A 19,223-nucleotide genomic window follows, 5' to 3' on the forward strand; every position below is an offset into this window, starting at 1 on the left:
GTCGGAATTGGGCCAGTGATCCATCTACCCAGCGGTAGCCCGGAGTTCTAGGCTGACCGGCCATGACGCCCCCTCAGGTACCGGGAGCTCGGCTGCGGCACGGTCGGGTCTCGCTCGCCCTCAGCTTCTTCGTCCAGGGGGCGGTCTTCGCCCTGCTGGTGACCCGGATACCGGCGATCCAGGTGCGCTACGGGATCTCGGACAGCCTGCTGCCGGCCTTCCTGGCGGCCGTTCCGGTGCTCGCCGGGGTCGGCAGCGTCGGCGCCGAGCACCTGGTGAAGCGGATCTCGCCCAGCACCGTTCTGCGCTGCGTCCAGCCGGTGGTGTGCCTGGCGCTGCTGGCCGTCGGAGCGGTCAGCTCGTTGGTACAGGTGGCGGTGGCGCTGGCCGCGTTCGGGCTGACGGTGGGTGCTCTGGACGCGTCGATGAACATGCTCGGGGTGAGCCTCCAACGGGCCTACGGGCGCAGCATCATGCTCGGCTTCCACGCCGCGTACAGCCTGGGCGGGATCGTCGGGGCCTCGCTGGCGTGGGCGGGGGCGCATTGGCAGCTGTCGCTGATGCTGCTGTACGGGCCGGCGGTGGCGGTCTTCGTTCCGCTGGTGCTGGTCATCGGCCGGTGGTTCGTCGCCCGGGGCGGGCGGGACGAGGGGGGCGAGCGGGACGCGTCGAACGGAGACGGAGACGGAGACGGGGACGGCCGGGCGGTGGCCGGGGCGCCGGTTGCCATGCGGCTGCTGTTGCCGCTGTGTCTGGTGATGGCGTTCACGTACATCGGCGACTCGACGGTCTCCAACTGGAGCGCGAAGTACCTTCAGGACGTTCTGGGCAGCTCGGAGCAGCTGGCGACGGTTCCGTACAACGTCTACATGGTGATGACGCTGCTCGGGCGGACCGTCGGTGACCTGGGGGTGCGGCGCTTCGGGGCGGTCCCGGTGGTGCGGACCGGGACCGTGGTCGCGGCGGCCGGCTTCGCGGTGGTGGCGGCGGCGCCGGGTGCCTGGGTCGGGATGGTGGGGTTCACCCTGCTGGGGCTCGGGCTGTGTGTCATCGTGCCGCAGACCTTCGCGGCGGCCGGGCGGTACGCGGTGGATCTAGGCGGCCCGGGTGCTTCGGACCCGACCATCGCGCGACTGAACATCTTCAACTATGTCGGGTTTCTGATCGGTTCCCCGTTGGTGGGCGCGCTGGGGGACACCTGGAGCTACCGCGGCGCGATGCTCGTACCGATGGCCCTGGTGCTGGTGACATTGGTGTACGCCCGCTCGTTCGGGTCGTCCCCGGCCAGATACGGTGACGACCATGAGCGGCCGCGCACAGCTGATGTGGGACGAGGCAGTAACGGGCTATGACTTCGGGCCGGGGCATCCGATGGACCCCGTCCGGCTCGCCCTGACGATGCGTCTGGTGGAGGCGTACGAGCTCCATCGCGGGCCGCTGGAGGTGGTGGCCGCCAAGCCGGCCGGTGACTCCACGTTGCGCCTGGTGCACCGCGAGGACTACATCGAGGCGGTCCGTCGGGCCTCCGCCGACCCGGATTCCGCGGACATCGCGTACGGGCTGGGGACCGAGGACGACCCGGCGTTCGTGGGCATGCACGAGGCGTCGGCGCTGATCGCCGGGCAGTCGGTGGGCGCCGCGGAGGCGGTCTGGCGCGGGGACGCGCAGCACGCGGTGAACTTTGCGGGCGGGCTGCACCACGCGATGCCCGGCGGCGCGTCGGGGTTCTGCGTCTACAACGACGCGGCACTGGCGATCGCCCGGCTGCTGGAGCTGGGGGCCGAACGGGTGGCGTACGTGGATGTGGACGTGCACCACGGTGACGGCGTCCAGGCGGCGTTCTGGGAGGACCCGCGGGTGCTGACGATCTCGCTGCACGAGCATCCGAGGACGCTGTTCCCGCAGACCGGCTGGCCGGAGGAGACCGGTGGGGAGGGTGCGGAGGGCGGTGCGGCGAACGTGGCGCTGCCGGCCGGGACGGGTGACGCGGGCTGGCTGCGGGCCTTCCACGCGGTGGTGCCTGAGCTGCTGGCCGTGTTCCGTCCGCAGGTCCTGGTCACCCAGCACGGCGCCGACACCCACTTCGAGGACCCGCTCGCGCATCTCGCGGTGAGTCTGGACGCGCAGCGGGCGGTGGCCGAGTCCTGCCACGCGCTGGCCCACGAGCACGCGGAGGGCCGTTGGGTCGCGCTCGGGGGCGGCGGCTATGCGGTGGTGGAGGTGGTGCCGCGCAGTTGGACGCATCTGTCGGCGATCGCCGGGCACCGCCCGATCGACCCGACGTCGTCGGTGCCGGAGGCGTGGCGGCACGAAGTGTTCCGTAGGACGCGGCAGTTGGCGCCGCTCCGGATGACGGACGGATGCACCCCGCACTGGCGGGATTTCGCCGACGGCGGTTACGACCCGGCCGACCGGCTCGACCAGGCGGTGCTGGCCACCCGGCGGGCGGTGTTTCCGTCCCACGGTCTGTTGCCGTGAGGCGGTGGCGGGTGCCGTAGGGGGCGGGGGAACAGATCCCGAAGGGGGTGCGGGCGCCCCCTGCGGAGCCACAACGTGGCCGGGGCGAGGGGTATTTCCGTCTCGCTGCCAGGGCGTACGGCGGGCCGCCGCTCCCGGGGGCGGGCCGCTCCAGGGAGTCCTGAGGAAGGCCGCCTTGCGGAAGGCCGGCTGCTGGAAGAGGGCCTGGCCAGGGGAAGAAGTGGTGCCCCAGATGTGTGACTACCCGTCGGTTAGGGCATCCGCTGTCCGGTCAACCAGTCAGCATGGGAGCCGTGTTGGGCACCTGGGCGCTGCGGGCGCACCTGATCGAGGCGCGGCTCGCGGGGACGATCGCGACCACGCGGGAGCAGAGCCTGCGGCGCTACCGTCTCTTCGCGGCCCGTGATCCGCGGGTCCTGTTGGGACTGGATCCCGAACGGGACTGGTCCTACGGCGATGTTCTGCGACTGATGGGACAGAAGTGCGGGATTTCGGACGATCCCGCGCACACTTCCGGCCTGGATGTGATCGACCCGGATCGGACGGTCGCCGGGCTGGACGCCTTCGCGGAGCGGCTCGCCGTGGCGGCCGGCCGGCGGGTTCCGGTGCTGCTCGGCACCGGCCATCCGCACCGGCTGCTGGAGTTCTACGCCGCCCTCGCAGACGCCCTCTCGTCGGCGGGCTGCCCCGTTCTCACCCCCGCGCATGGCCACCGTGTCGACATAGCGACCCGGTTCGGAGTACGCACCCGGGTCCTCGCTTACGTACGGGGAGTCGCGCTGATGCGTGAACCCGGCGTGCGGGGCGCACCTGCGGAGGGGGGCGTGCACACCCATTCGCCGCTCCCGGTGCGGACCGCTCTGGGGGCCGCCGCGACGTCCGCGGGACCACTTCCGGGGCTCGTCATCGGGGACCACGGTTGGGTCTGCGGAGCAGGTCAGCTGGGCATCGAGGCGATCGGCTTGGCGGATACCGACGACCCCGCGCTGTTCGTCGGGGAGGCGGAGGGAAGGCTGTCCGCGGTGGTGCCGCTCGATGATGCAGCCCGGTCCGTGGACTACCGCCCCCTGACGCACTATGTCCTCAATAGGGCGAATCTGTCCGGATAGGCGGTCGTTCGCTGCTCCTCTTCCCCACTCGCATCACCCGCCCCTAATCTGGGGAGTGAACGCATGGCGACGAAGAGTCACCGGAGGGGAAGCCGGTGCCCGTCTTATGCGGAAGGTGCAGGTGTGTGATGGCTGCGGACCAGAGGCCGTTGAACGAGGTTGTGTTTCTGACAGTGGCGGAAGTTGCCACGGTGATGCGAGTGTCGAAGATGACCGTGTACCGCCTGGTGCACAGCGGTCATCTGCCCGCGATTCGCGTGGGGCGGTCCTTCCGGGTGCCGGAGCAGGCGGTCCACGACTATCTCCGCGAATCGTATGTGGGGGTGGAGTCGGCCTGACGGCTCCCTCGCCGCCCCTCGGATTACGCGGTACGGCCGGCGCCGGGTACCCTGGGCCGATGTAGGTAGTGTGGGCTCGGACGCCCCGCACCGAGTGATACGAAGTGAGCGAGGGTAGTCGTGGGCTCTGTTATCAAGAAGCGGCGCAAGCGGATGGCTAAGAAGAAGCACCGCAAGCTGCTCAAGCGCACCCGCGTCCAGCGTCGTAACAAGAAGTAAGCGACGCTGATCGCGATTTCGCGGCCCCCCATCGCCTTCGGGCGGTGAGGGGCCGCGGTGCTTTTGTGGGCCGTATGGACGGTGGTCGTACGCAAATGTCGTTACGGGCATCGTGCGGTCATCACTGCGCAACACCGACCCGATAGCGTGAGCTGCACAGCTCGGCGCAGGCGGAAGCCGCGGCGGTAAGGAGGGCCGATCTTGGGCAACGTCGTGCTCGTCACGGGCGCCGCACGGCAGCTGGGGGGCCGGTTCGTCCGCCGGATCCAGCGCGATCCCGACGTCGACCGGGTGATCGGGGTCGATGCCGTGGCACCGGAGCATCATCTCGGCGGGGCCGAATTCCTCAAGGCCGACATTCGGCATCCGGCGATCGCCCGGGTCCTGGCCGAGACGGGCGTCGACACCGTGGTTCATATGGACATCAACGGCACGCCCCTGGGCAGCCGCGGCGGCCGGGCCTCCGTCAAGGAGACCAATGTCATCGGCACCATGCAACTGCTCGGTGCCTGCCAGAAGGCGCCGAAGGTCCAGCGCGTAGTGATCAAGTCCAGTACCAGCGTCTACGGCTCCGCACCCCGCGACCCGGCCGTCTTCACCGAGAACACCCCGCCCAAGTCGCTGCCCAGCGGCGGCTTCGCGAAGGACACCGTCGAGGTCGAGGGGTACGTCCGCGGCTTCGCCCGGCGCCGCCCCGACGTGGCGGTCTGTGTCCTGCGGTTCGCCAACATCCTCGGTCCGTGCGCGGACTCCCCGCTCGCCGAGTACTTCTCGCTGCCCGTCCTGCCCACCGTCCTCGGTTACGACCCGCGGCTGCAGTTCGTCCATGAGGACGACGCGATCGACGTGCTGCGGATCGCCGCCGCCGAGCCCCGCCGCGGCACCCTCAACAGCGGCACGTTCAACATCGCGGGGGACGGCGTCCTCCTGCTCTCGCAGGTCTCCCGGCGTCTGGGCCGGCCCACGCTCCCGCTCTTCCTGCCCACCGTGACCTGGGCCGGTACCTTCCTGCGGTCCCTCGGCATCACCGACTTCTCGCCCGAGCAGATCCGGATGCTGACCCACGGCCGGGTCGTCGAGACGACGCAGATGCGCGAGACACTGGGTTTCCGTCCCACGTACACGACGGCGGAGACCTTCGAGGGATTCGCCCGCAGCCGTGGACCCGGGCTGCTGCCGCCCGAGTCCCTCGCCCGCACCGTCGACCGGCTCGCCGGCGTGCTGCCCGCACGTCGCGGCGCTAGCCAGTGAGGAGTTCAGCCACGATGGCGGACGCCAAGGTCATTCCCTTCGGCGAGGAACCGCGGGCGCGCCGCAAGGCCCGGCGGGCCGGACGCAACGGGCGTGGCACGGCGCTGGCGCCCGTACCGGAGGCCCGCACCGACCCGGAGCAGGCACCGCCGCCGCGGCCGGCCGGCGGCCAGACCCTGGACGAGCGGATCGCGGGCGGGCTGGCCTTCCTGCGCCGCCGGATCACCGGTGACTACGAGGTCGACGACTTCGGCTACGACAAGGAACTGACCGACCAGGTCCTGATGTCGCTGCTGCGGCCGGTGTACGACAAGTACTTCCGGGTCGAGGTGAAGGGGATGGAGAACATCCCCGCCGAGGGCGGCGCGCTGATCGTCGCCAACCACTCCGGGACGCTCCCGCTGGACGGCCTGATGCTCCAGGTCGCGGTGCACGACAATCACCCGGCGCAGCGGCACCTCCGGCTGCTGGCGGCCGACCTGGTGTTCGTCCTGCCGGTGATGAACGAGCTGGCCCGCAAGGCCGGGCACACCCTCGCCTGCGCGGAGGACGCCCAGCGGCTGCTGGAGCGCGGGGAGATCGTCGGGGTGATGCCGGAGGGCTTCAAGGGCATCGGGAAACCGTTCGCGGACCGCTACAAGCTCCAGCGCTTCGGGCGGGGCGGCTTCGTCTCCACGGCGCTGAAGGCCGGGGTGCCGATCGTGCCGTGCTCGATCGTGGGTGCGGAGGAGATCTACCCGATGATCGGGAACGCCAAGACCCTGGCGCGGGTGCTGGGGCTGCCGTACTTCCCGATCACGCCGACCTTCCCGTGGCTGGGGCCGCTCGGTGCGGTGCCGCTGCCGACGAAGTGGACGATCCAGTTCGGCGAGCCGATTCCGACCGACGGCTATCCGGCGGAGGCGGCCGATGACCCGATGCTGATGTTCAACCTGACCGATCAGGTCCGGGAGACCATCCAGCACACCCTCTACAAGCTGCTCGTGCAGCGGCGCTCGGTGTTCTTCTGAGGTAGGACCAGAAGAACACCGAGCGCCGTTGGGTCGTGCGCCGGCCGCCGCGGGCCGGCTACTTGGACAGGTTGTCGCCGTCGATCCCCAGGTCGGGGAGGAGCCCCGGCAGCAGCGGCGGCAACGTGACGTCGGGGTGACCGGCGTTCTCCTTGCCGTGGCTGCCGTCGTGCGGTGAGGCGCTGCCCTTGCCGGGCGGGCCGAGCAGACCGCCCGTATTGCCGCCGAGCAAGCCGTCCTGCTGCTGGGACGGCGAGGCCGAGGGGCGCGGGGCCTGCTCGGCGGTGCCGGAGGAGTCGGACGCGGACGCGTCGCCGGCCGGGGACGGGCGACGGCCGCTGCTGGCGGCACCTCCGTCGCCCGGCGTGTCGCGGTGGCGGCTGCGGACGGCGTCCGGGCCCGGCGGGAGCAGCGACCGCAGCGGGCCGACCTCATCGTCTATGGCGTCGAAGACCGAACTGACCTCGTCGCGCACGTCGGTGAGCTGCACCGGGAGCCGGTCGCGCAGCTGCGTCCAGGTGTCGCGGTGCGACTTGGTGAAGGAGTTCAGCGTCTGGATGGGGCCGAGCGAACCGTCGCGCTCGTAGGCCGCGTGCAGCAGACGGTGTCCCTCGCCCGCGTCGTGACGGACGCCGGCCAGCGCCCTGCGGACCTCGCCGAGAGCCTCGTGATCGAGCTGCGCGGACCGGCCCCGCTCCATCAGGCGACGGGCCTCCAGCATGCGCGTGGACGCCTGGTCGAGGTAGAGCCGGCCACGGTCGGAGTCGTCGTCGGCCATGGTGAGCTGAAGGTCCTCCATGCCGCGCTTGAGGCCGTAGAGGGAGTCGCCGGGGAGGGCGTCGGTGCTGGCCATGGCGACGCCGCTGAACGCGCCGGCGGCGACACCGACCGTCAGGCCGCCGGCCGCCAGCCCCTTGGAGAGCCGGGAGCGCGGGCGCAGTCGGCCGAGTGATTTCGTGGCGCGGTGTGCGCCCTTGGCTTCGCGTTGGTCTGGAACCCGGGCGTCGCCGGACGTGGCGCCTTCGGCGAAGGCGGCCTCCATCGCGGCGATGAGCTGGGCACGCTGGACGGTTTTGACCTCGGCGGCCATCTCCGGCTTCGGGAGCTCCCCGAGGCCGTCGGCGACCGCCAACAGCTGTGCGTCCACCGGCACCTGCGCCGGATTGTCGACCTGATCCTCGGCCGCCGCGCCCCTGAGCACCTGCTCCTCCAGGGCCTGGGCGAAGGCGTTGGCCCGCCGGTGTACCGAGACATTCGCGATCACGGGCGGCACCTCCTCTCGTCATCCCGCTCGACTCCCCGGACTGGCATTGACTATCCAGACGGGCCGGATGGTTGCACGCCGTTGTCCGTGGCCACTCGAAGGAGTGAGAGGCGGCGGACATGGCGTGACCGCGTGGAGCCTGCATCCCGCACAACGAGCGGCGCGGCACTCGGGTTACGCACTCACGATGATCTGACCGTCAGGGCATGACTGGTCACCAACGGTGAGCGGCGGGCGGGGTGTTGAGGGTGACGGAGGGGTCGGACGGCGTCAGCGGGCGTCTTCTGGGAGGAGCCGCGCCAGGGTGCGGACGGCTCGGTACTGGAGGGTCTTGATGGCGCCCTCGTTCTTGCCCATGACGCGGGCGGTCTCGGCGACCGAGAGGCCCTGGAGGAAGCGAAGGGTGACGCATTCCTGCTGTTGGGGGTTGAGCTTGCGTACCGCCTCCAACAGGGCGGCGTTGGAGAGGGATTCGAGGACCGAGTCCTCGGGGCTGCGCTCGACCTCGTTGGCGTCGAGCATCTCTCCGGTGGTGACTTCCAGGCGGAAGCGGGAGGACTTGAAGTGGTCGGCGACGAGGTTGCGGGCGATGGTCACCAGCCAGGCGCCGAAGTCCCGCCCCTGCCAGGTGAACGTACCGATGCGGCGCAGGGCGCGGAGGAAGGTCTCGCTGGTGAGGTCCTCGGCCGTGGCGCGGCCGCCCACGCGGTAGTAGATGTAGCGGTAGACCGTGTCGGCGTACTGGTCGTAGAGGCGGCCGAAGGCGTCGGCCTCGCCGGCTTGTGCGCGTTCGACGAGGTCCATCATGCGACGGCTGTCGCTGTCCGCGGGGCGCCGTGCGGTGGTGGTGCTGGTACCGGCACGGCGGGTTCTGCCGGCGGTGGTGGCCTTGCCGACCGCGGCGCTGCCGTCGGCCAACGCGTAGCAGGGGCCGGTGGGGACGGCTGTGGCGAATGCGGGGACGGCGTACGCGGTGGGGACAAAACTGCGCAGGTGGTCGACGAGTGTCGTACGCAGCGTAGCCAGGCCCGAGGCGTCAACCCCGACGTGTGGGTACACGGGACTCCCAGAGGCAGAGCTTCCATCACGTGCAGTGCGGGACCGTTCACTCGTCGTAGGGACGTGTGGGTTCCGGAATGCGTCTGAGGAGAATAACGCTTCGTACAGGCAGCGCTACACCCAGTTGCTCAAATCATCGATTACTTACGGTCCGTGTCCGGTTGGTGGCGGATCAAGTATCGAATACTGAGCAACTATTGATCGGAAGGGAGCGCAATCTGCCTGGTTGAAGGGCGTGTTGTGGTTAACCGCCAGGAAAGGGACTGACGGGGCGACGGCGGGGGTAGGGAGTGCGGATGGCCCGCCGCCGGGCCCGGTGATCAAGGGTGGTCAGCGACGGCGGCGCTGGAGGGCGGCGGCGGCCGCCGCGCCGCCGGCGAGTGCACCCACGGCGGCGGCCGCCGGGATGCCGATCCGGACCGCCTTGCGGCCGGTCCGGTAGTCGCGCAACCGCCAGCCATGCTCACGGGCGTGCTTGCGCAGCCGGGTGTCGGGGTTGATCGCGTAGGGGTGGCCGACGAGCGAGAGCATCGGGATGTCGTTGGCCGAGTCGCTGTAGGCGGCGCAGTGCGACAGGTCCAAGCCCTCGGCGCCGGCCAGTGCGCGCACCGCCTCGGCCTTCGCCGGGCCGTGCAGTGGCTCGCCCACCAACTTGCCGGTGTAGACCCCGCCGACGGACTCGGCGACCGTGCCGAGGGCGCCGGTCAGGCCCAGCCGGCGGGCGATGATCGTCGCGGTTTCGACGGGAGCGGCGGTCACCAGCCAGACCTTCTGGCCGGCGTCGAGGTGGGCCTGGGCCAGTGCGCGGGTGCCGGGCCAGACGCGCTCGGCCATGTACTCGTCGTAGATCTCCTCGCCGATCGTCATGAGTTCGGCGACGCGGTGGCCCTGGACGATGGAGAGCGCGCTGTTGCGGACGTCCGCCATGTGCTCGGGGTTCTCCGAGCCGGCCAGCCGGAAGTAGACCTGTTGCCAGGCGAAGCGGGCCAGGTCGCGCTTGTGGAAGAAGCGCCGCTTGTACAGGCCGCGGCCGAAGTGGAAGAGGGCGGCGCCCTGCATGACGGTGTTGTCGAGGTCGAAGAAGGCGGCGGCGCTGGTGTCCCCGGGGACCGGGAACTCCGGCTCGACGGGGGCCTCGACGGGCGGCGTCTCCTGGGACGACTTCCGGGCGGCCTCGGCCGCGGCCTCGCCGGCGAGCACGCTGCGTGCCGTGGCGGGCCGTCTGCGGCGGGTGAACCACCCCGTGGGGAAGAGTGCCCCGGCGGGGCTCCGGTCGGGGCGGTGAGCGGGCGACGGGCGGGCCATGCGGCTAGCGTAGCCAGTTTGTTCGGTGCAGCCGGTTACGGGCGCGTGTCCGGAAGCACCAGGGCGCTCTACGGTTGCGTTACGGCCATCCGAAGGGCGCCCCGGGGCGGGCGGGCCCCGCCGGGTGGAGGCGCTCAGGCGCCCAGTGCGGTGCGCAGGCGTTGGGGGTCGACCCGCCAGAAGTCGTGCTGGGCGCCGTCCACGAGGACGACCGGAATCTGCTCCCAGTACTTGTGGTGCAGTTCGGCGTCCTCGGTGATGTCCTTCTTCTCCCAGGACGCGCCGGTCTCCGCGCACACCTTCTCGATCACCGCCTGTGCGTCGTCGCACAGGTGGCAGCCCGGCTTTCCGATGAGGGTGACCATCCGGTCGGCGGGGTTCTTGCGGGGGGCGCGACTGAACAAGGGGGCCATGGGGTCATTGTGCCGGTTCGGGCGGCGCTCCCGCCGGGCGGATTCGCTTACCATCGATGGGCGATTTATAGGTTTCCGGGGGTATAGCGGTGAGGAGTGAGGGCGCGTGCTCCCGTCAGTGCTGCCGCGTATCGCCGGTGGCGCGCGTGAACGGTGTGACGTGGGAGTTGGTTCCGCGGACCCCCGTAAAAGCTGCGTGAGCCCCATCACTTTGGCCGGACAAAGCGGACACCATCTTTGTGCACGCGTTCACAAAGACATAGCCTGCAAGAGACAGGGCGGTCGGGTTTCTGGCGGTCGCCCGCAGCCCCGCTCTACCCGCAGGAGCACCGTGGCAACTGGCCGAACTCACCGACCGGCGACCCGAAGCCGAGGCATCCCCGAGGCCACCGTCGCCCGGCTACCGCTGTATCTGCGTGCCCTGACCGCGCTCTCCGAGCGTTCGGTCCCCACGGTGTCCTCCGAGGAGCTCGCGGCCGCGGCGGGAGTCAACTCCGCGAAGCTGCGCAAGGACTTCTCCTACCTCGGTTCCTACGGGACCCGGGGCGTCGGCTACGACGTGGAGTACCTCGTCTACCAGATCTCGCGGGAGCTCGGCCTCACCCAGGACTGGCCCGTGGTCATCGTCGGTATCGGTAACCTCGGCGCCGCACTCGCCAACTACGGCGGCTTCGCCTCCCGCGGCTTCAGGGTCGCCGCGCTGATCGACGCCGACCCGGCCATGGCCGGTAAGCCGGTCGCCGGCATTCCGGTCCAGCACACCGATGAGCTGGAGCAGATCATCCAGGACAACGGCGTCTCGATCGGCGTGATCGCCACGCCGGCCGGCGCCGCCCAGCAGGTCTGTGACCGCCTGGTCGCCGCCGGTGTCACCTCGATCCTCAACTTCGCGCCGACCGTGCTGACCGTCCCGGACGGGGTGGACGTCCGCAAGGTCGACCTCTCCATAGAGCTGCAGATCCTCGCCTTCCACGAGCAGCGCAAGGCGGGCGAGGAGACCGGCCAGAGTGGCCCGGAAGCGACGGAGGGCCCGGAGGGCGCCCCGACGCCCGCGGACCGTGCCACGGCCGCCGCGACCGACCGCAAGGGACCTGACGGGGACGTTCCCGCCGTGATGCCGGCATGAGTCTCCTCGTCGTCGGGCTGAGCCACCGCAGTGCGCCGGTGAGCGTGCTGGAGCGGGCCGCGCTCGCTCCGGAGAGCCGCGGCAAGCTGCTGCAGGACGTGGTGTCGGCCGAGCCGGCCACCGAGTCCGCGGTGCTGTCCACCTGCAACCGCATCGAGGTCTACGCCGACGTGGACAAGTTCCACGCCGGGGTCGCCGAGCTGTCCACCCTCCTGGTCCGCCACAGCGGCGTCAGCCTGGAAGAGCTGACCCCTTATCTCTACGTCCACTACGAGGACCGTGCCGTCCACCACCTTTTCTCGGTGGCCTGCGGCCTGGACTCCATGGTGGTCGGCGAGGGCCAGATCCTCGGGCAGATCAAGGACGCACTGGCCGTCGCGCAGGAACAGCACACCGCCGGACGGCTGCTCAACGACCTCTTCCAGCAGGCCCTGCGGGTGGGCAAGCGCGCGCACAGCGAGACCGGCATCGACAAGGCCGGCCAGTCGCTGGTCACCTTCGGCCTGGAGCAGCTGGCCGGCGGCGCGGACGTCGCCGGCTGGGCGCACGGCAAGCGGGCGCTGGTGATCGGCGCCGGCTCGATGTCCTCGTTGGCCGCCACCACCCTCGTCCGTAGCGGCGTCGGTGAACTGGCCGTCGCCAACCGGACGGTGACCCGCGCCCAGCGACTGGTGCAGATCCTCACCGAGCCGGGCGCGCCGGGCGCGGCCACCGGGCTGACCGCCCGCGCCCTGGCCATGGACGCCGTCGAGGCGGAGCTGGCCCGCGCCGACATCGTCATCTCCTGTACCGGGGCGGCCGGACTGGTGCTGACCGGCGAGCGGATCGCCGCCGCGCTGGCCGGGCGCGACGACCGGATGTGGCTGCTCGACCTGGCCATGCCGCGCGATATCGACGCCGCGGCGCACCGGATCGACGGGGCCCGCCTGGTCGACATCGAGTCGCTGGCCGAGGCGTCCGCCGATGCGCCGATGGCCGCCGACGTGGACACGGTGCGCGGCATCGTCGCCGACGAGGTCGCCGCGTTCGGCGCCGCCCAGCGGGCCGCGCACATCACTCCCACCGTGGTCGCCCTGCGCACCATGGCCGCGGACGTCGTCAGCAGCGAGATCGCCCGGCTCGACGGCCGCCTCCCCGACCTCGACGACAAGCAGCGGGCGGAGATCACCCAGACCGTCCGCCGGGTCGTCGACAAGCTCCTGCACGCGCCTACGGTGCGGGTCAAGCAGCTCGCCAGCGAGCCCGGCGGTGCCGGGTACGCGGACGCCCTGCGGGAGCTCTTCGATCTCGACCCCCAGACGGTCGCCGCCGTCAGCAGGGCCGACACCCGAGCCGACCAGCACGACGCAGCACGGGAGCGGGCATGACCGACAGCACGATGAGCCCCCTGCGACTGGGGACCAGGCGCAGCAAGCTCGCCATGGCCCAGTCCGGGCAGGTGGCCGAGGCGGTGCGGGAGTTGACCGGCCGCCCCGTCGACCTGGTGGAGATCACCACGTACGGCGACACCTCCCGTGAACACCTGGCGCAGATCGGTGGCACCGGAGTTTTCGTCTCGGCGCTGCGCGACGCGCTGCTGGCCGGCGAGATCGACTTCGCCGTCCACTCGCTGAAGGACCTGCCGACCGCGCAGCCCGCGGAGCTGGCCCTGGCGGCCATACCGGTGCGCGAGGACCCCCGGGACGCGCTGATCGCCCGGGACGGGCTCACCTTCGAGGAGCTGCCCGACGGCGCCCGCGTGGGCACCGGCTCGCCCCGGCGGATGGCGCAGCTCAACGCCTGGGCCCGGACGCTGGGCCGGCGCATCGAGACCGTTCCGGTCCGCGGCAACGTGGACACCCGGATCGGCTTCGTCGAGAAGGGCGAGTTGGACGCGGTCGTACTGGCCGCCGCCGGCCTCACCCGGATCGGCCGGATCGAGGAGGCGACGCAACTGCTGTCGCCCGACGTGGTTTTGCCCGCCCCCGGCCAGGGGGCACTGGCGATCGAGTGTGTCGCGGCCAACGCGCACCTCGTCGCCTCGCTCGCCGAGCTCGACGACCCGGTCACCCGGGCCGCCGTGACCGCCGAGCGTTCCCTGCTCGCCGCCCTGGAGGCCGGCTGTTCCGCCCCCGTGGCGGCATTGGCCGACCTGCAGGTCGACGAGCAGGCTGTCACCGAAATGCACCTGCGGGGAGTCGTCGGCACGCTCGACGGCACCACGCTGGTGCAGCTGTCCACCACCGGGCACGTACCTGCCTCTCTTGACGATGAGTCGGTCCCACTTCGTATGGGCCGGGAACTCGCCGTCGAGATGCTCGCAAAGGGTGCGGCCGGTCTTATGGGGGAGCGAGCACTTTGAACCCCACCGCCCCAAACCACTCCGCCTCTGGTCAGGTCACCTTCCTGGGTGCCGGGCCGGGAGACCCGGGTCTGCTGACGTTGCGGGCCGTGGAGGCACTGGCCTCCGCGGACGTCCTCATCGCCGACCCGCACGTCCTGGACGTCGTGCGTGTTCACGCACGCGCACAGGTGGACACTCCGTTGCAGGTGTCAGCTGACGAGGCGTCAATCCTCGGTAGTTCCCCTGGCGTTTCGGCTCTTCGGGACACCGCCAATCTTGTCATGGCGGCCGCCCGTGCGGGCAAGCGGGTCGTCCGTGCGGTGACCGGTGACCCCGGGCTCGACGGCTATGTCGCCGAGGAGATGCTGGCGTGCGCCGCCGAGGGCATCGTCTTCGAGGTCATCCCCGGCATCGCCGCCGCGGTCGGCGTGCCCGCGTACGCCGGTGTGCCGCTGCGCGATGCCCAGGGCACCGACGTGCGCTTCATCGACGCCCGCAGCGCCGACGACCGTTGCTGGTCCGAGCTGGGCACCAGCGACGCCACCGCGGTGGTCTCCACCACCTTGGACTCGGTGGCCGCGGCCGCCGGGGAGTTGGTGGCGGCCGGCCGCAAGCCGGACACCCCGATGACCGTCACGGTTGCCGGCACCACCACCCGGCAGCGCACCTGGACCGCCACCCTCGGGAGCGTCGCCCAGGTGCTCAAGGCCGCCAAGGTGCTGCCGTCGCCGGACGGCGGTCAGCCGGTCATAGCCGTGGTCGGCGAGCGCAGCGCGGCAGCGCAGCGCGACCAGCTCTCGTGGTTCGAGAACAAGCCGCTGTTCGGCTGGCGGGTACTGGTCCCGCGGACCAAGGAGCAGGCCGCGTCGCTCTCCGACCAGCTCGTCTCGTACGGCGCGGTGCCGCACGAGGTCCCGACCATCGCCGTCGAGCCGCCGCGCACCCCGCAGCAGATGGAACGTGCGGTCAAGGGCCTGGTCACCGGCCGCTACGAGTGGATCGCCTTCACCTCGGTGAACGCCGTCAAGGCCGTCCGGGAGAAGTTCGAGGAGTACGGGCTGGACGCGCGGGCGTTCGCCGGGATCAAGGTCGCGGCGGTCGGCGAGCAGACCGCCAAGGCGCTGGTCGCCTTCGGTGTGAAGCCGGACCTGGTGCCCAGTGGCGAGCAGTCCGCGGCCGGGCTGCTGGAGGACTGGCCGCCCTACGACCCGGTCTTCGACCCGATCGACCGGGTGTTCCTGCCGCGCGCCGACATCGCCACCGAGACGCTGGTGGCCGGGCTGATCGAGCTGGGCTGGGAGGTCGACGACGTCACCGCCTACCGGACCGTGCGGGCGTCGCCGCCGCCGGCCGACACCCGCGAGGCGATCAAGGGCGGCGGCTTCGACGCCGTGCTGTTCACCTCGTCCTCGACGGTGCGGAACCTCGTCGGGATCGCCGGTAAGCCGCACAACGTGACCGTGATCGCCTGCATCGGCCCGGCCACCGCCAAGACCGCCGAGGAGCACGGGCTGCGGGTGGACGTGATGTCGCCCGAGCCGTCGGTGCACAAGTTGGCCGAGGCGCTCGCGGACTTCGGGGCGGCGCGGCGCGATGCCGCGCTGGAGGCCGGCGACCCGGTCACCCGCCCCAGCGAGCGTCGGCCGGGCTCGCGCCGGCGGGCACGTAGCTGAGCGGCAGGCCGTAGGGCTGTGAAGGGCGCCTCTTCCCGGGGCGCCCTTCTGCTTGTTCGCCACACCGGTCTGGGGCCTGCCCGGTGGCACTGTTCCCGCGGCCCGGCCGGCCGACGATGCGTCGGCAAAGGCGGGTGCGGGGCGGGCGTAGCGTGGGCGGTATGACGAAGTACGGAAGCTTCCCGGGGGCGCGGCCGCGGCGGCTGCGCACCACCCCCGCCATGCGGCGGATGGTCGCGGAGTACCGCCTGCATCCGGCCGACCTCATCCTGCCGGCGTTCGTGCGGGAGGGCATCTCCGAGCCGGTGCCCCTCGCCGCGATGCCGGGCGTCGTCCAGCACACCCGCGACACGCTGCGCAAGGCGGCCGTCGAGGCGGTCGAGGCCGGGGTCGCCGGAATCATGCTGTTCGGTGTGCCGGAGGACGCGAAGAAGGACGCGGCCGGTACGGCGGGCACCGACCCGGACGGCATCCTCCAGCTCGCCATCCGGGACGTGCGGGCCGAGGTCGGTGACGACCTGGTGATCATGTCGGACCTGTGCCTGGACGAGTACACCGACCACGGCCACTGCGGGGTGCTGGACGCCGAAGGGCGGGTCGACAACGACGCGACGCTGGACCGGTACGCCGAGATGGCGCAGGTCCAGGCCGACGCGGGCGTCCATGTGGTGGGCCCCAGCGGCATGATGGACGGTCAGGTCGGCGTCATCCGGGACGCGCTGGACCAGACCGGCCACGAGGGCATCTCGATCCTGGCCTACACCGCGAAGTACACGTCGGCGTTCTACGGGCCGTTCCGCGAGGCGGTGGGCTCGTCGCTGAGGGGCGACCGCAAGACCTACCAGCAGGACCCGGCCAACCTCCGCGAGTCGCTGCGCGAGCTGGCGCTGGACCTTCAGGAGGGCGCCGACATGGTGATGGTCAAGCCGGCGCTGCCCTACCTGGACGTCCTGGCGAAGATCGCGGACGAGGTGGACGTGCCGGTCGCGGCGTACCAGATCTCCGGTGAGTACGCGATGGTCGAGGCGGCCGCCGAGAAGGGCTGGATCGACCGCGACAAGGCGATCCTGGAGACCCTCACGGGGATCAAGCGGGCCGGCGCCCAGATGATCCTCACCTACTGGGCGACGGAGGTCGCGCGGAAGCTGGGCTAGGGCCTGTCCGGTGGATCAGGGTCGGACAGGACCTGGCGGACGCGCAGCGAAGGGCCCCGGGTGCCACGATCGGATCGCGGCACCCGGGGCTTCGTCATGGCGGCTCCGCGGCCCGTGGTGGTCCCGCTGCGCGTCGTCCGGGCCGTCGGGTCCAGACCAGGGCGTCGGCCGGGTTCGGCTGCCAGTAGGTGACGAACGCCGAACTGTCCACGTACACGCCGCCCGCCGGCAGCTTCGGGTGGGCCCAGCCGCCCGCGCCGCCGTTCATCGCGCGATTGGCGAACAGGACGCCGAGCGCGTGGGCTTGGTGCCCGTGGGTGCCCTGGGGAGACTCCGTGCCGATGGCCGCGTCGGCGCTCTGGCCCGGTTCCAGGGTGACGACGGCCTGCGGCACGCTGTCGCGGAGCACGGTGGTGGCGGCCTGGGCCTCGTCGAAGCGGAGGTAGGGGGCGCTGTACGCGTAACAGGGCCGGGTGCCGGTGTTGGTGGCGGTGAGGAGCAGGTGGTTGCGCGGGCGGTTCACCTTCTGGACGGTCACCTTGGTGGTGGTGGCGGTGCAGGGGACGTGGGGGGCGGAAGCCGTGGCGCCTTTCCTGACGGAGGCCGTGGGGGCGGCGGTGGTGCCGCTGTGGGGCTTCGGCGCCGGCGCCGGGGCGGGCGGTGCGGGGTACGGCCCGGCGGTGCCCTCGATGCGGACGCCCGATCCGTCGCGGTTGCCGCACGCGGCGAGTGAGAGCGCGGCGAGCGCGACCGCCGCGGTGGCGAGCAGGCGGGTACGGGGGTGGTAGAGGCCGGGGGTGCGCATGGCTGAATCTCTCTGTCCGGGTGGCTGGTTGGCCCGTGTGACCGGGGAGACGCGCGCCATTCGACCCGTTGCGGGGAGCGGCGTGCTGGGATGTCCTCAGCTTGTGCCCGGTTCCGTTCCAGTGGCCAGCGCGGCCCGGGAGGTGGGGACGCTGGAACGTTCGTACCGACTCTGATCTGGGAGAACGGGCGCGGCTTGGAAGGGCGGGGTGGAATGGAGGGGCACGTGGGGGCGGGGGATCTTCCCGCATTGCTGGGGGAACTGAAGGCGCGGTCGGGGCTGAGCTATGCGGCGCTCGCCAAGCGGTTGCACGTGAGTACGTCGACGCTGCACCGGTATGTGAACGGGACCGCCGTGCCGACGGAGTTCGCACCGGTCGAGCGCTTGGCGCGGCTGTGCCGGGCGACTCCGGAGGAGCTGGTGGAGGTCCACCGGCGGTGGATCGTGGCGGACGCGGCACGGGGGCGGCAGCGGGCGGAAGCGGAGCCGCGGATGGAGTCGCGGACGGCGGCGGGGGCGGGACCGGTGGGCGAGCCCCGGTCGGAGCCAGAGCCGGAGCCGGGGCCGGAGTTGGAGTTGGAGCCAGATTCGGATTCGGAATCGGAGGCGCCCGTTGCGTCGAATGCCTTAGTGCCGGCGGTCGGGTCCGCATCCCTCTCGCGCACATCCCGTACGCGGCGGCTCGCCGCGCTGGCCGGTGTCGGCGTCGTCCTCGTACTGGGGGCCACCGCCCTCGCCGTCCGGGGCGGGTTCCCGGCGCCGGGAGAACGTGTCGGGAGGACGGCCGCGGGGGCGTCGCCGGGCGGGGCCGAGCGGCCGGTACCGAGGACGCCGGGGAACGGTGGACCGGGCCCGTCCTCGGGCGCCACGCACCAGAAGGGCAACGACGGCAACGGCAGCAACGGCAGCAACAAGGGCGACACGGGCAACACGGGGGAGCGCGGCACGGGTGAGGGCGTCGAGGGCGACGGCAGCCCCCTGCCGTCCGGCGGCCCGAGTCAGGACGGCGGCGCCCCGCTGACGGTGTCCACCCAGCCGCAGTACTGGGGCAGCCCCTGCGGCCACCCCTACCTCGTCGACCAGACCCCGGACCGCATCGCGCCACCGCCCAACGAGCAGGACGCCCCCGGCTGGGTGTCCGCGCGCGGGGCGGTGTCCGCGGGCACGCAGACCGTGCGGCTGACCGTCCAGGGCGCGGGCGGGGGCACCGTCGTCCTGGAGTCCCTGCATGCCCGCGTCGCCGGTACTGACGTGCCGCTCTCCTGGAACGACTACGCGATGGGGTACGTCGGCGTCGGTTGCGGCGGCAACGTGCCCAAGCACTCCTTCGCCCTGAACCTCGACGCCGGGATGCCCCGCCTGGTCTCCGAGGCGGGGAAGAAGGACGACTTTCCCTACACGGTGAGCGCGAGCGACCCCGAGACCTTCTACATCGACGCGACCGCCAAGGACCACTACGTGCGCTGGTACTTGGAGCTGGAGTGGTCCAGCGGCGGGCGGCACGGGACGGTGCGCATCGACGACACCGGGAATCCGTTCCGCACCAGCGGCGACGGGGGCCGGCCGCAGTACGGGTACTCCCTCGACAAGAAGCGGTGGGTGCGGATCCGGCGCGAGCCGAACGGGGCCGAGTACGAGGTGTCGGACGGCGGGTGAACGACCGAGCCCCCGTACCGCACTCCGGGTGCGGTACGGG

Annotated in this window: 18 protein-coding genes; 13 read left to right on the forward strand and 5 right to left on the reverse strand. The window is 71.5% G+C overall.

What is annotated here, in order from left to right; genetic code table 11:
* The first annotated feature begins 62 nt into the window (after positions 1-62).
* From ACO0M4_RS20390 to ACO0M4_RS20420, 7 genes are all read left to right on the forward strand, one after another.
* Positions 63-1,352: an MFS transporter gene (locus tag ACO0M4_RS20390; protein WP_430372201.1), complete on the forward strand. Its 1,290-nt coding sequence runs from the start codon at positions 63-65 to the stop codon at positions 1,350-1,352.
* Positions 1,303-2,478, forward strand: coding sequence for an acetoin utilization protein AcuC (locus ACO0M4_RS20395; protein WP_430372202.1), 1,176 nt, complete (start codon positions 1,303-1,305; stop codon positions 2,476-2,478). The genes ACO0M4_RS20390 and ACO0M4_RS20395 overlap by 50 nt, the downstream gene beginning before the upstream one ends.
* Positions 2,479-2,771: 293 nt before the next feature.
* Positions 2,772-3,587: a phosphatase gene (locus tag ACO0M4_RS20400; protein ID WP_430373869.1), complete on the forward strand. Its 816-nt coding sequence runs from the start codon at positions 2,772-2,774 to the stop codon at positions 3,585-3,587.
* Positions 3,588-3,715: 128 nt separating this feature from the next.
* Entirely contained in the window at positions 3,716-3,925 is a 210-nt protein-coding gene (locus tag ACO0M4_RS20405) for a helix-turn-helix domain-containing protein (protein ID WP_014144137.1), read from the forward strand.
* Positions 3,926-4,045: 120 nt separating this feature from the next.
* Entirely contained in the window at positions 4,046-4,144 is a 99-nt protein-coding gene (locus tag ACO0M4_RS20410; protein WP_003948845.1) for a 30S ribosomal protein bS22, read from the forward strand.
* Positions 4,145-4,345: 201 nt separating this feature from the next.
* Entirely contained in the window at positions 4,346-5,395 is a 1,050-nt protein-coding gene (locus tag ACO0M4_RS20415; protein ID WP_430372209.1) for an NAD-dependent epimerase/dehydratase family protein, read from the forward strand.
* Between the two features lie 14 nt (positions 5,396-5,409).
* The gene (locus ACO0M4_RS20420) at positions 5,410-6,405 is read left to right on the forward strand and encodes a lysophospholipid acyltransferase family protein (RefSeq protein WP_430372210.1); all 996 of its coding nucleotides are present in this window, start codon (positions 5,410-5,412) and stop codon (positions 6,403-6,405) included.
* Positions 6,406-6,463: 58 nt separating this feature from the next.
* Here the strand turns inward: ACO0M4_RS20420 and ACO0M4_RS20425 are convergent, their stop codons facing one another.
* From ACO0M4_RS20425 to ACO0M4_RS20440, 4 genes are all read right to left on the reverse strand, one after another.
* On the reverse strand, positions 6,464-7,669 hold the full coding sequence (locus tag ACO0M4_RS20425) for a DUF5667 domain-containing protein (RefSeq protein ID WP_430372212.1): 1,206 nt from the start codon (positions 7,667-7,669) through the stop codon (positions 6,464-6,466).
* A gap of 270 nt (positions 7,670-7,939) precedes the next feature.
* The gene (locus tag ACO0M4_RS20430) at positions 7,940-8,728 is read right to left on the reverse strand and encodes an ECF subfamily RNA polymerase sigma factor, BldN family (RefSeq protein ID WP_430372214.1); all 789 of its coding nucleotides are present in this window, start codon (positions 8,726-8,728) and stop codon (positions 7,940-7,942) included.
* A 330-nt stretch (positions 8,729-9,058) separates the two neighbouring features.
* Complete coding sequence (locus tag ACO0M4_RS20435) at positions 9,059-9,928, reverse strand: HAD family hydrolase (protein WP_430373870.1); 870 nt, start codon at positions 9,926-9,928, stop codon at positions 9,059-9,061.
* Between the two features lie 239 nt (positions 9,929-10,167).
* Positions 10,168-10,446: a glutaredoxin family protein gene (locus ACO0M4_RS20440; protein WP_430372215.1), complete on the reverse strand. Its 279-nt coding sequence runs from the start codon at positions 10,444-10,446 to the stop codon at positions 10,168-10,170.
* A 331-nt stretch (positions 10,447-10,777) separates the two neighbouring features.
* Between ACO0M4_RS20440 and ACO0M4_RS20445 the strand changes: the two genes are divergently transcribed.
* The 5 genes from ACO0M4_RS20445 (at position 10,778) to hemB (ending at position 16,722) form a co-directional block, all read left to right on the forward strand.
* Positions 10,778-11,572 carry a redox-sensing transcriptional repressor Rex gene (locus tag ACO0M4_RS20445; protein ID WP_430372217.1) on the forward strand — a complete coding sequence of 265 codons (795 nt, stop codon included), beginning with the start codon at positions 10,778-10,780 and terminating at the stop codon, positions 11,570-11,572.
* A complete protein-coding gene (locus ACO0M4_RS20450) occupies positions 11,569-12,939 on the forward strand; it encodes a glutamyl-tRNA reductase (protein ID WP_430372219.1) in 1,371 nt (456 codons plus the stop codon). Before ACO0M4_RS20445 ends, ACO0M4_RS20450 begins: the two co-directional genes overlap by 4 nt.
* Positions 12,936-13,913 (forward strand): hydroxymethylbilane synthase, encoded by a 978-nt coding sequence (gene hemC, locus ACO0M4_RS20455; protein ID WP_430372221.1) that lies wholly within the window; start codon positions 12,936-12,938, stop codon positions 13,911-13,913. The genes ACO0M4_RS20450 and hemC overlap by 4 nt, the downstream gene beginning before the upstream one ends.
* Positions 13,910-15,568, forward strand: coding sequence for a uroporphyrinogen-III synthase (locus ACO0M4_RS20460; protein ID WP_430372222.1), 1,659 nt, complete (start codon positions 13,910-13,912; stop codon positions 15,566-15,568). Before hemC ends, ACO0M4_RS20460 begins: the two co-directional genes overlap by 4 nt.
* Positions 15,569-15,729: 161 nt before the next feature.
* Positions 15,730-16,722 (forward strand): porphobilinogen synthase, encoded by a 993-nt coding sequence (gene hemB, locus ACO0M4_RS20465; protein ID WP_430372224.1) that lies wholly within the window; start codon positions 15,730-15,732, stop codon positions 16,720-16,722.
* A gap of 94 nt (positions 16,723-16,816) precedes the next feature.
* Here the strand turns inward: hemB and ACO0M4_RS20470 are convergent, their stop codons facing one another.
* A complete protein-coding gene (locus ACO0M4_RS20470; RefSeq protein ID WP_430372225.1) occupies positions 16,817-17,527 on the reverse strand; it encodes a DUF4232 domain-containing protein in 711 nt (236 codons plus the stop codon).
* A 225-nt stretch (positions 17,528-17,752) separates the two neighbouring features.
* Between ACO0M4_RS20470 and ACO0M4_RS20475 the strand changes: the two genes are divergently transcribed.
* Entirely contained in the window at positions 17,753-19,183 is a 1,431-nt protein-coding gene (locus ACO0M4_RS20475) for a helix-turn-helix domain-containing protein (protein WP_430372226.1), read from the forward strand.
* The last annotated feature ends 40 nt before the right edge of the window (positions 19,184-19,223 follow it).

The organism is Streptomyces sp. RGM 3693 (assembly GCF_050471125.1).
GTDB lineage: Bacteria > Actinomycetota > Actinomycetes > Streptomycetales > Streptomycetaceae > Streptomyces.

Excerpts from the sequence above, each read along its gene's own strand:
- ACO0M4_RS20390 (WP_430372201.1), top strand. The coding sequence starts at position 63 with ATGACGCCCCCTCAGGTACCGGGAGCTCGGCTGCGGCACGGTCGGGTC.
- ACO0M4_RS20395 (WP_430372202.1), top strand. The coding sequence starts at position 1,303 with ATGAGCGGCCGCGCACAGCTGATGTGGGACGAGGCAGTAACGGGCTAT.
- ACO0M4_RS20405 (WP_014144137.1), top strand. The coding sequence starts at position 3,716 with ATGGCTGCGGACCAGAGGCCGTTGAACGAGGTTGTGTTTCTGACAGTG.
- ACO0M4_RS20420 (WP_430372210.1), top strand. The coding sequence starts at position 5,410 with ATGGCGGACGCCAAGGTCATTCCCTTCGGCGAGGAACCGCGGGCGCGC.
- ACO0M4_RS20440 (WP_430372215.1), bottom strand. The coding sequence starts at position 10,446 with ATGGCCCCCTTGTTCAGTCGCGCCCCCCGCAAGAACCCCGCCGACCGG.
- ACO0M4_RS20450 (WP_430372219.1), top strand. The coding sequence starts at position 11,569 with ATGAGTCTCCTCGTCGTCGGGCTGAGCCACCGCAGTGCGCCGGTGAGC.
- hemC (WP_430372221.1), top strand. The coding sequence starts at position 12,936 with ATGACCGACAGCACGATGAGCCCCCTGCGACTGGGGACCAGGCGCAGC.
- hemB (WP_430372224.1), top strand. The coding sequence starts at position 15,730 with ATGACGAAGTACGGAAGCTTCCCGGGGGCGCGGCCGCGGCGGCTGCGC.
- ACO0M4_RS20470 (WP_430372225.1), bottom strand. The coding sequence starts at position 17,527 with ATGCGCACCCCCGGCCTCTACCACCCCCGTACCCGCCTGCTCGCCACC.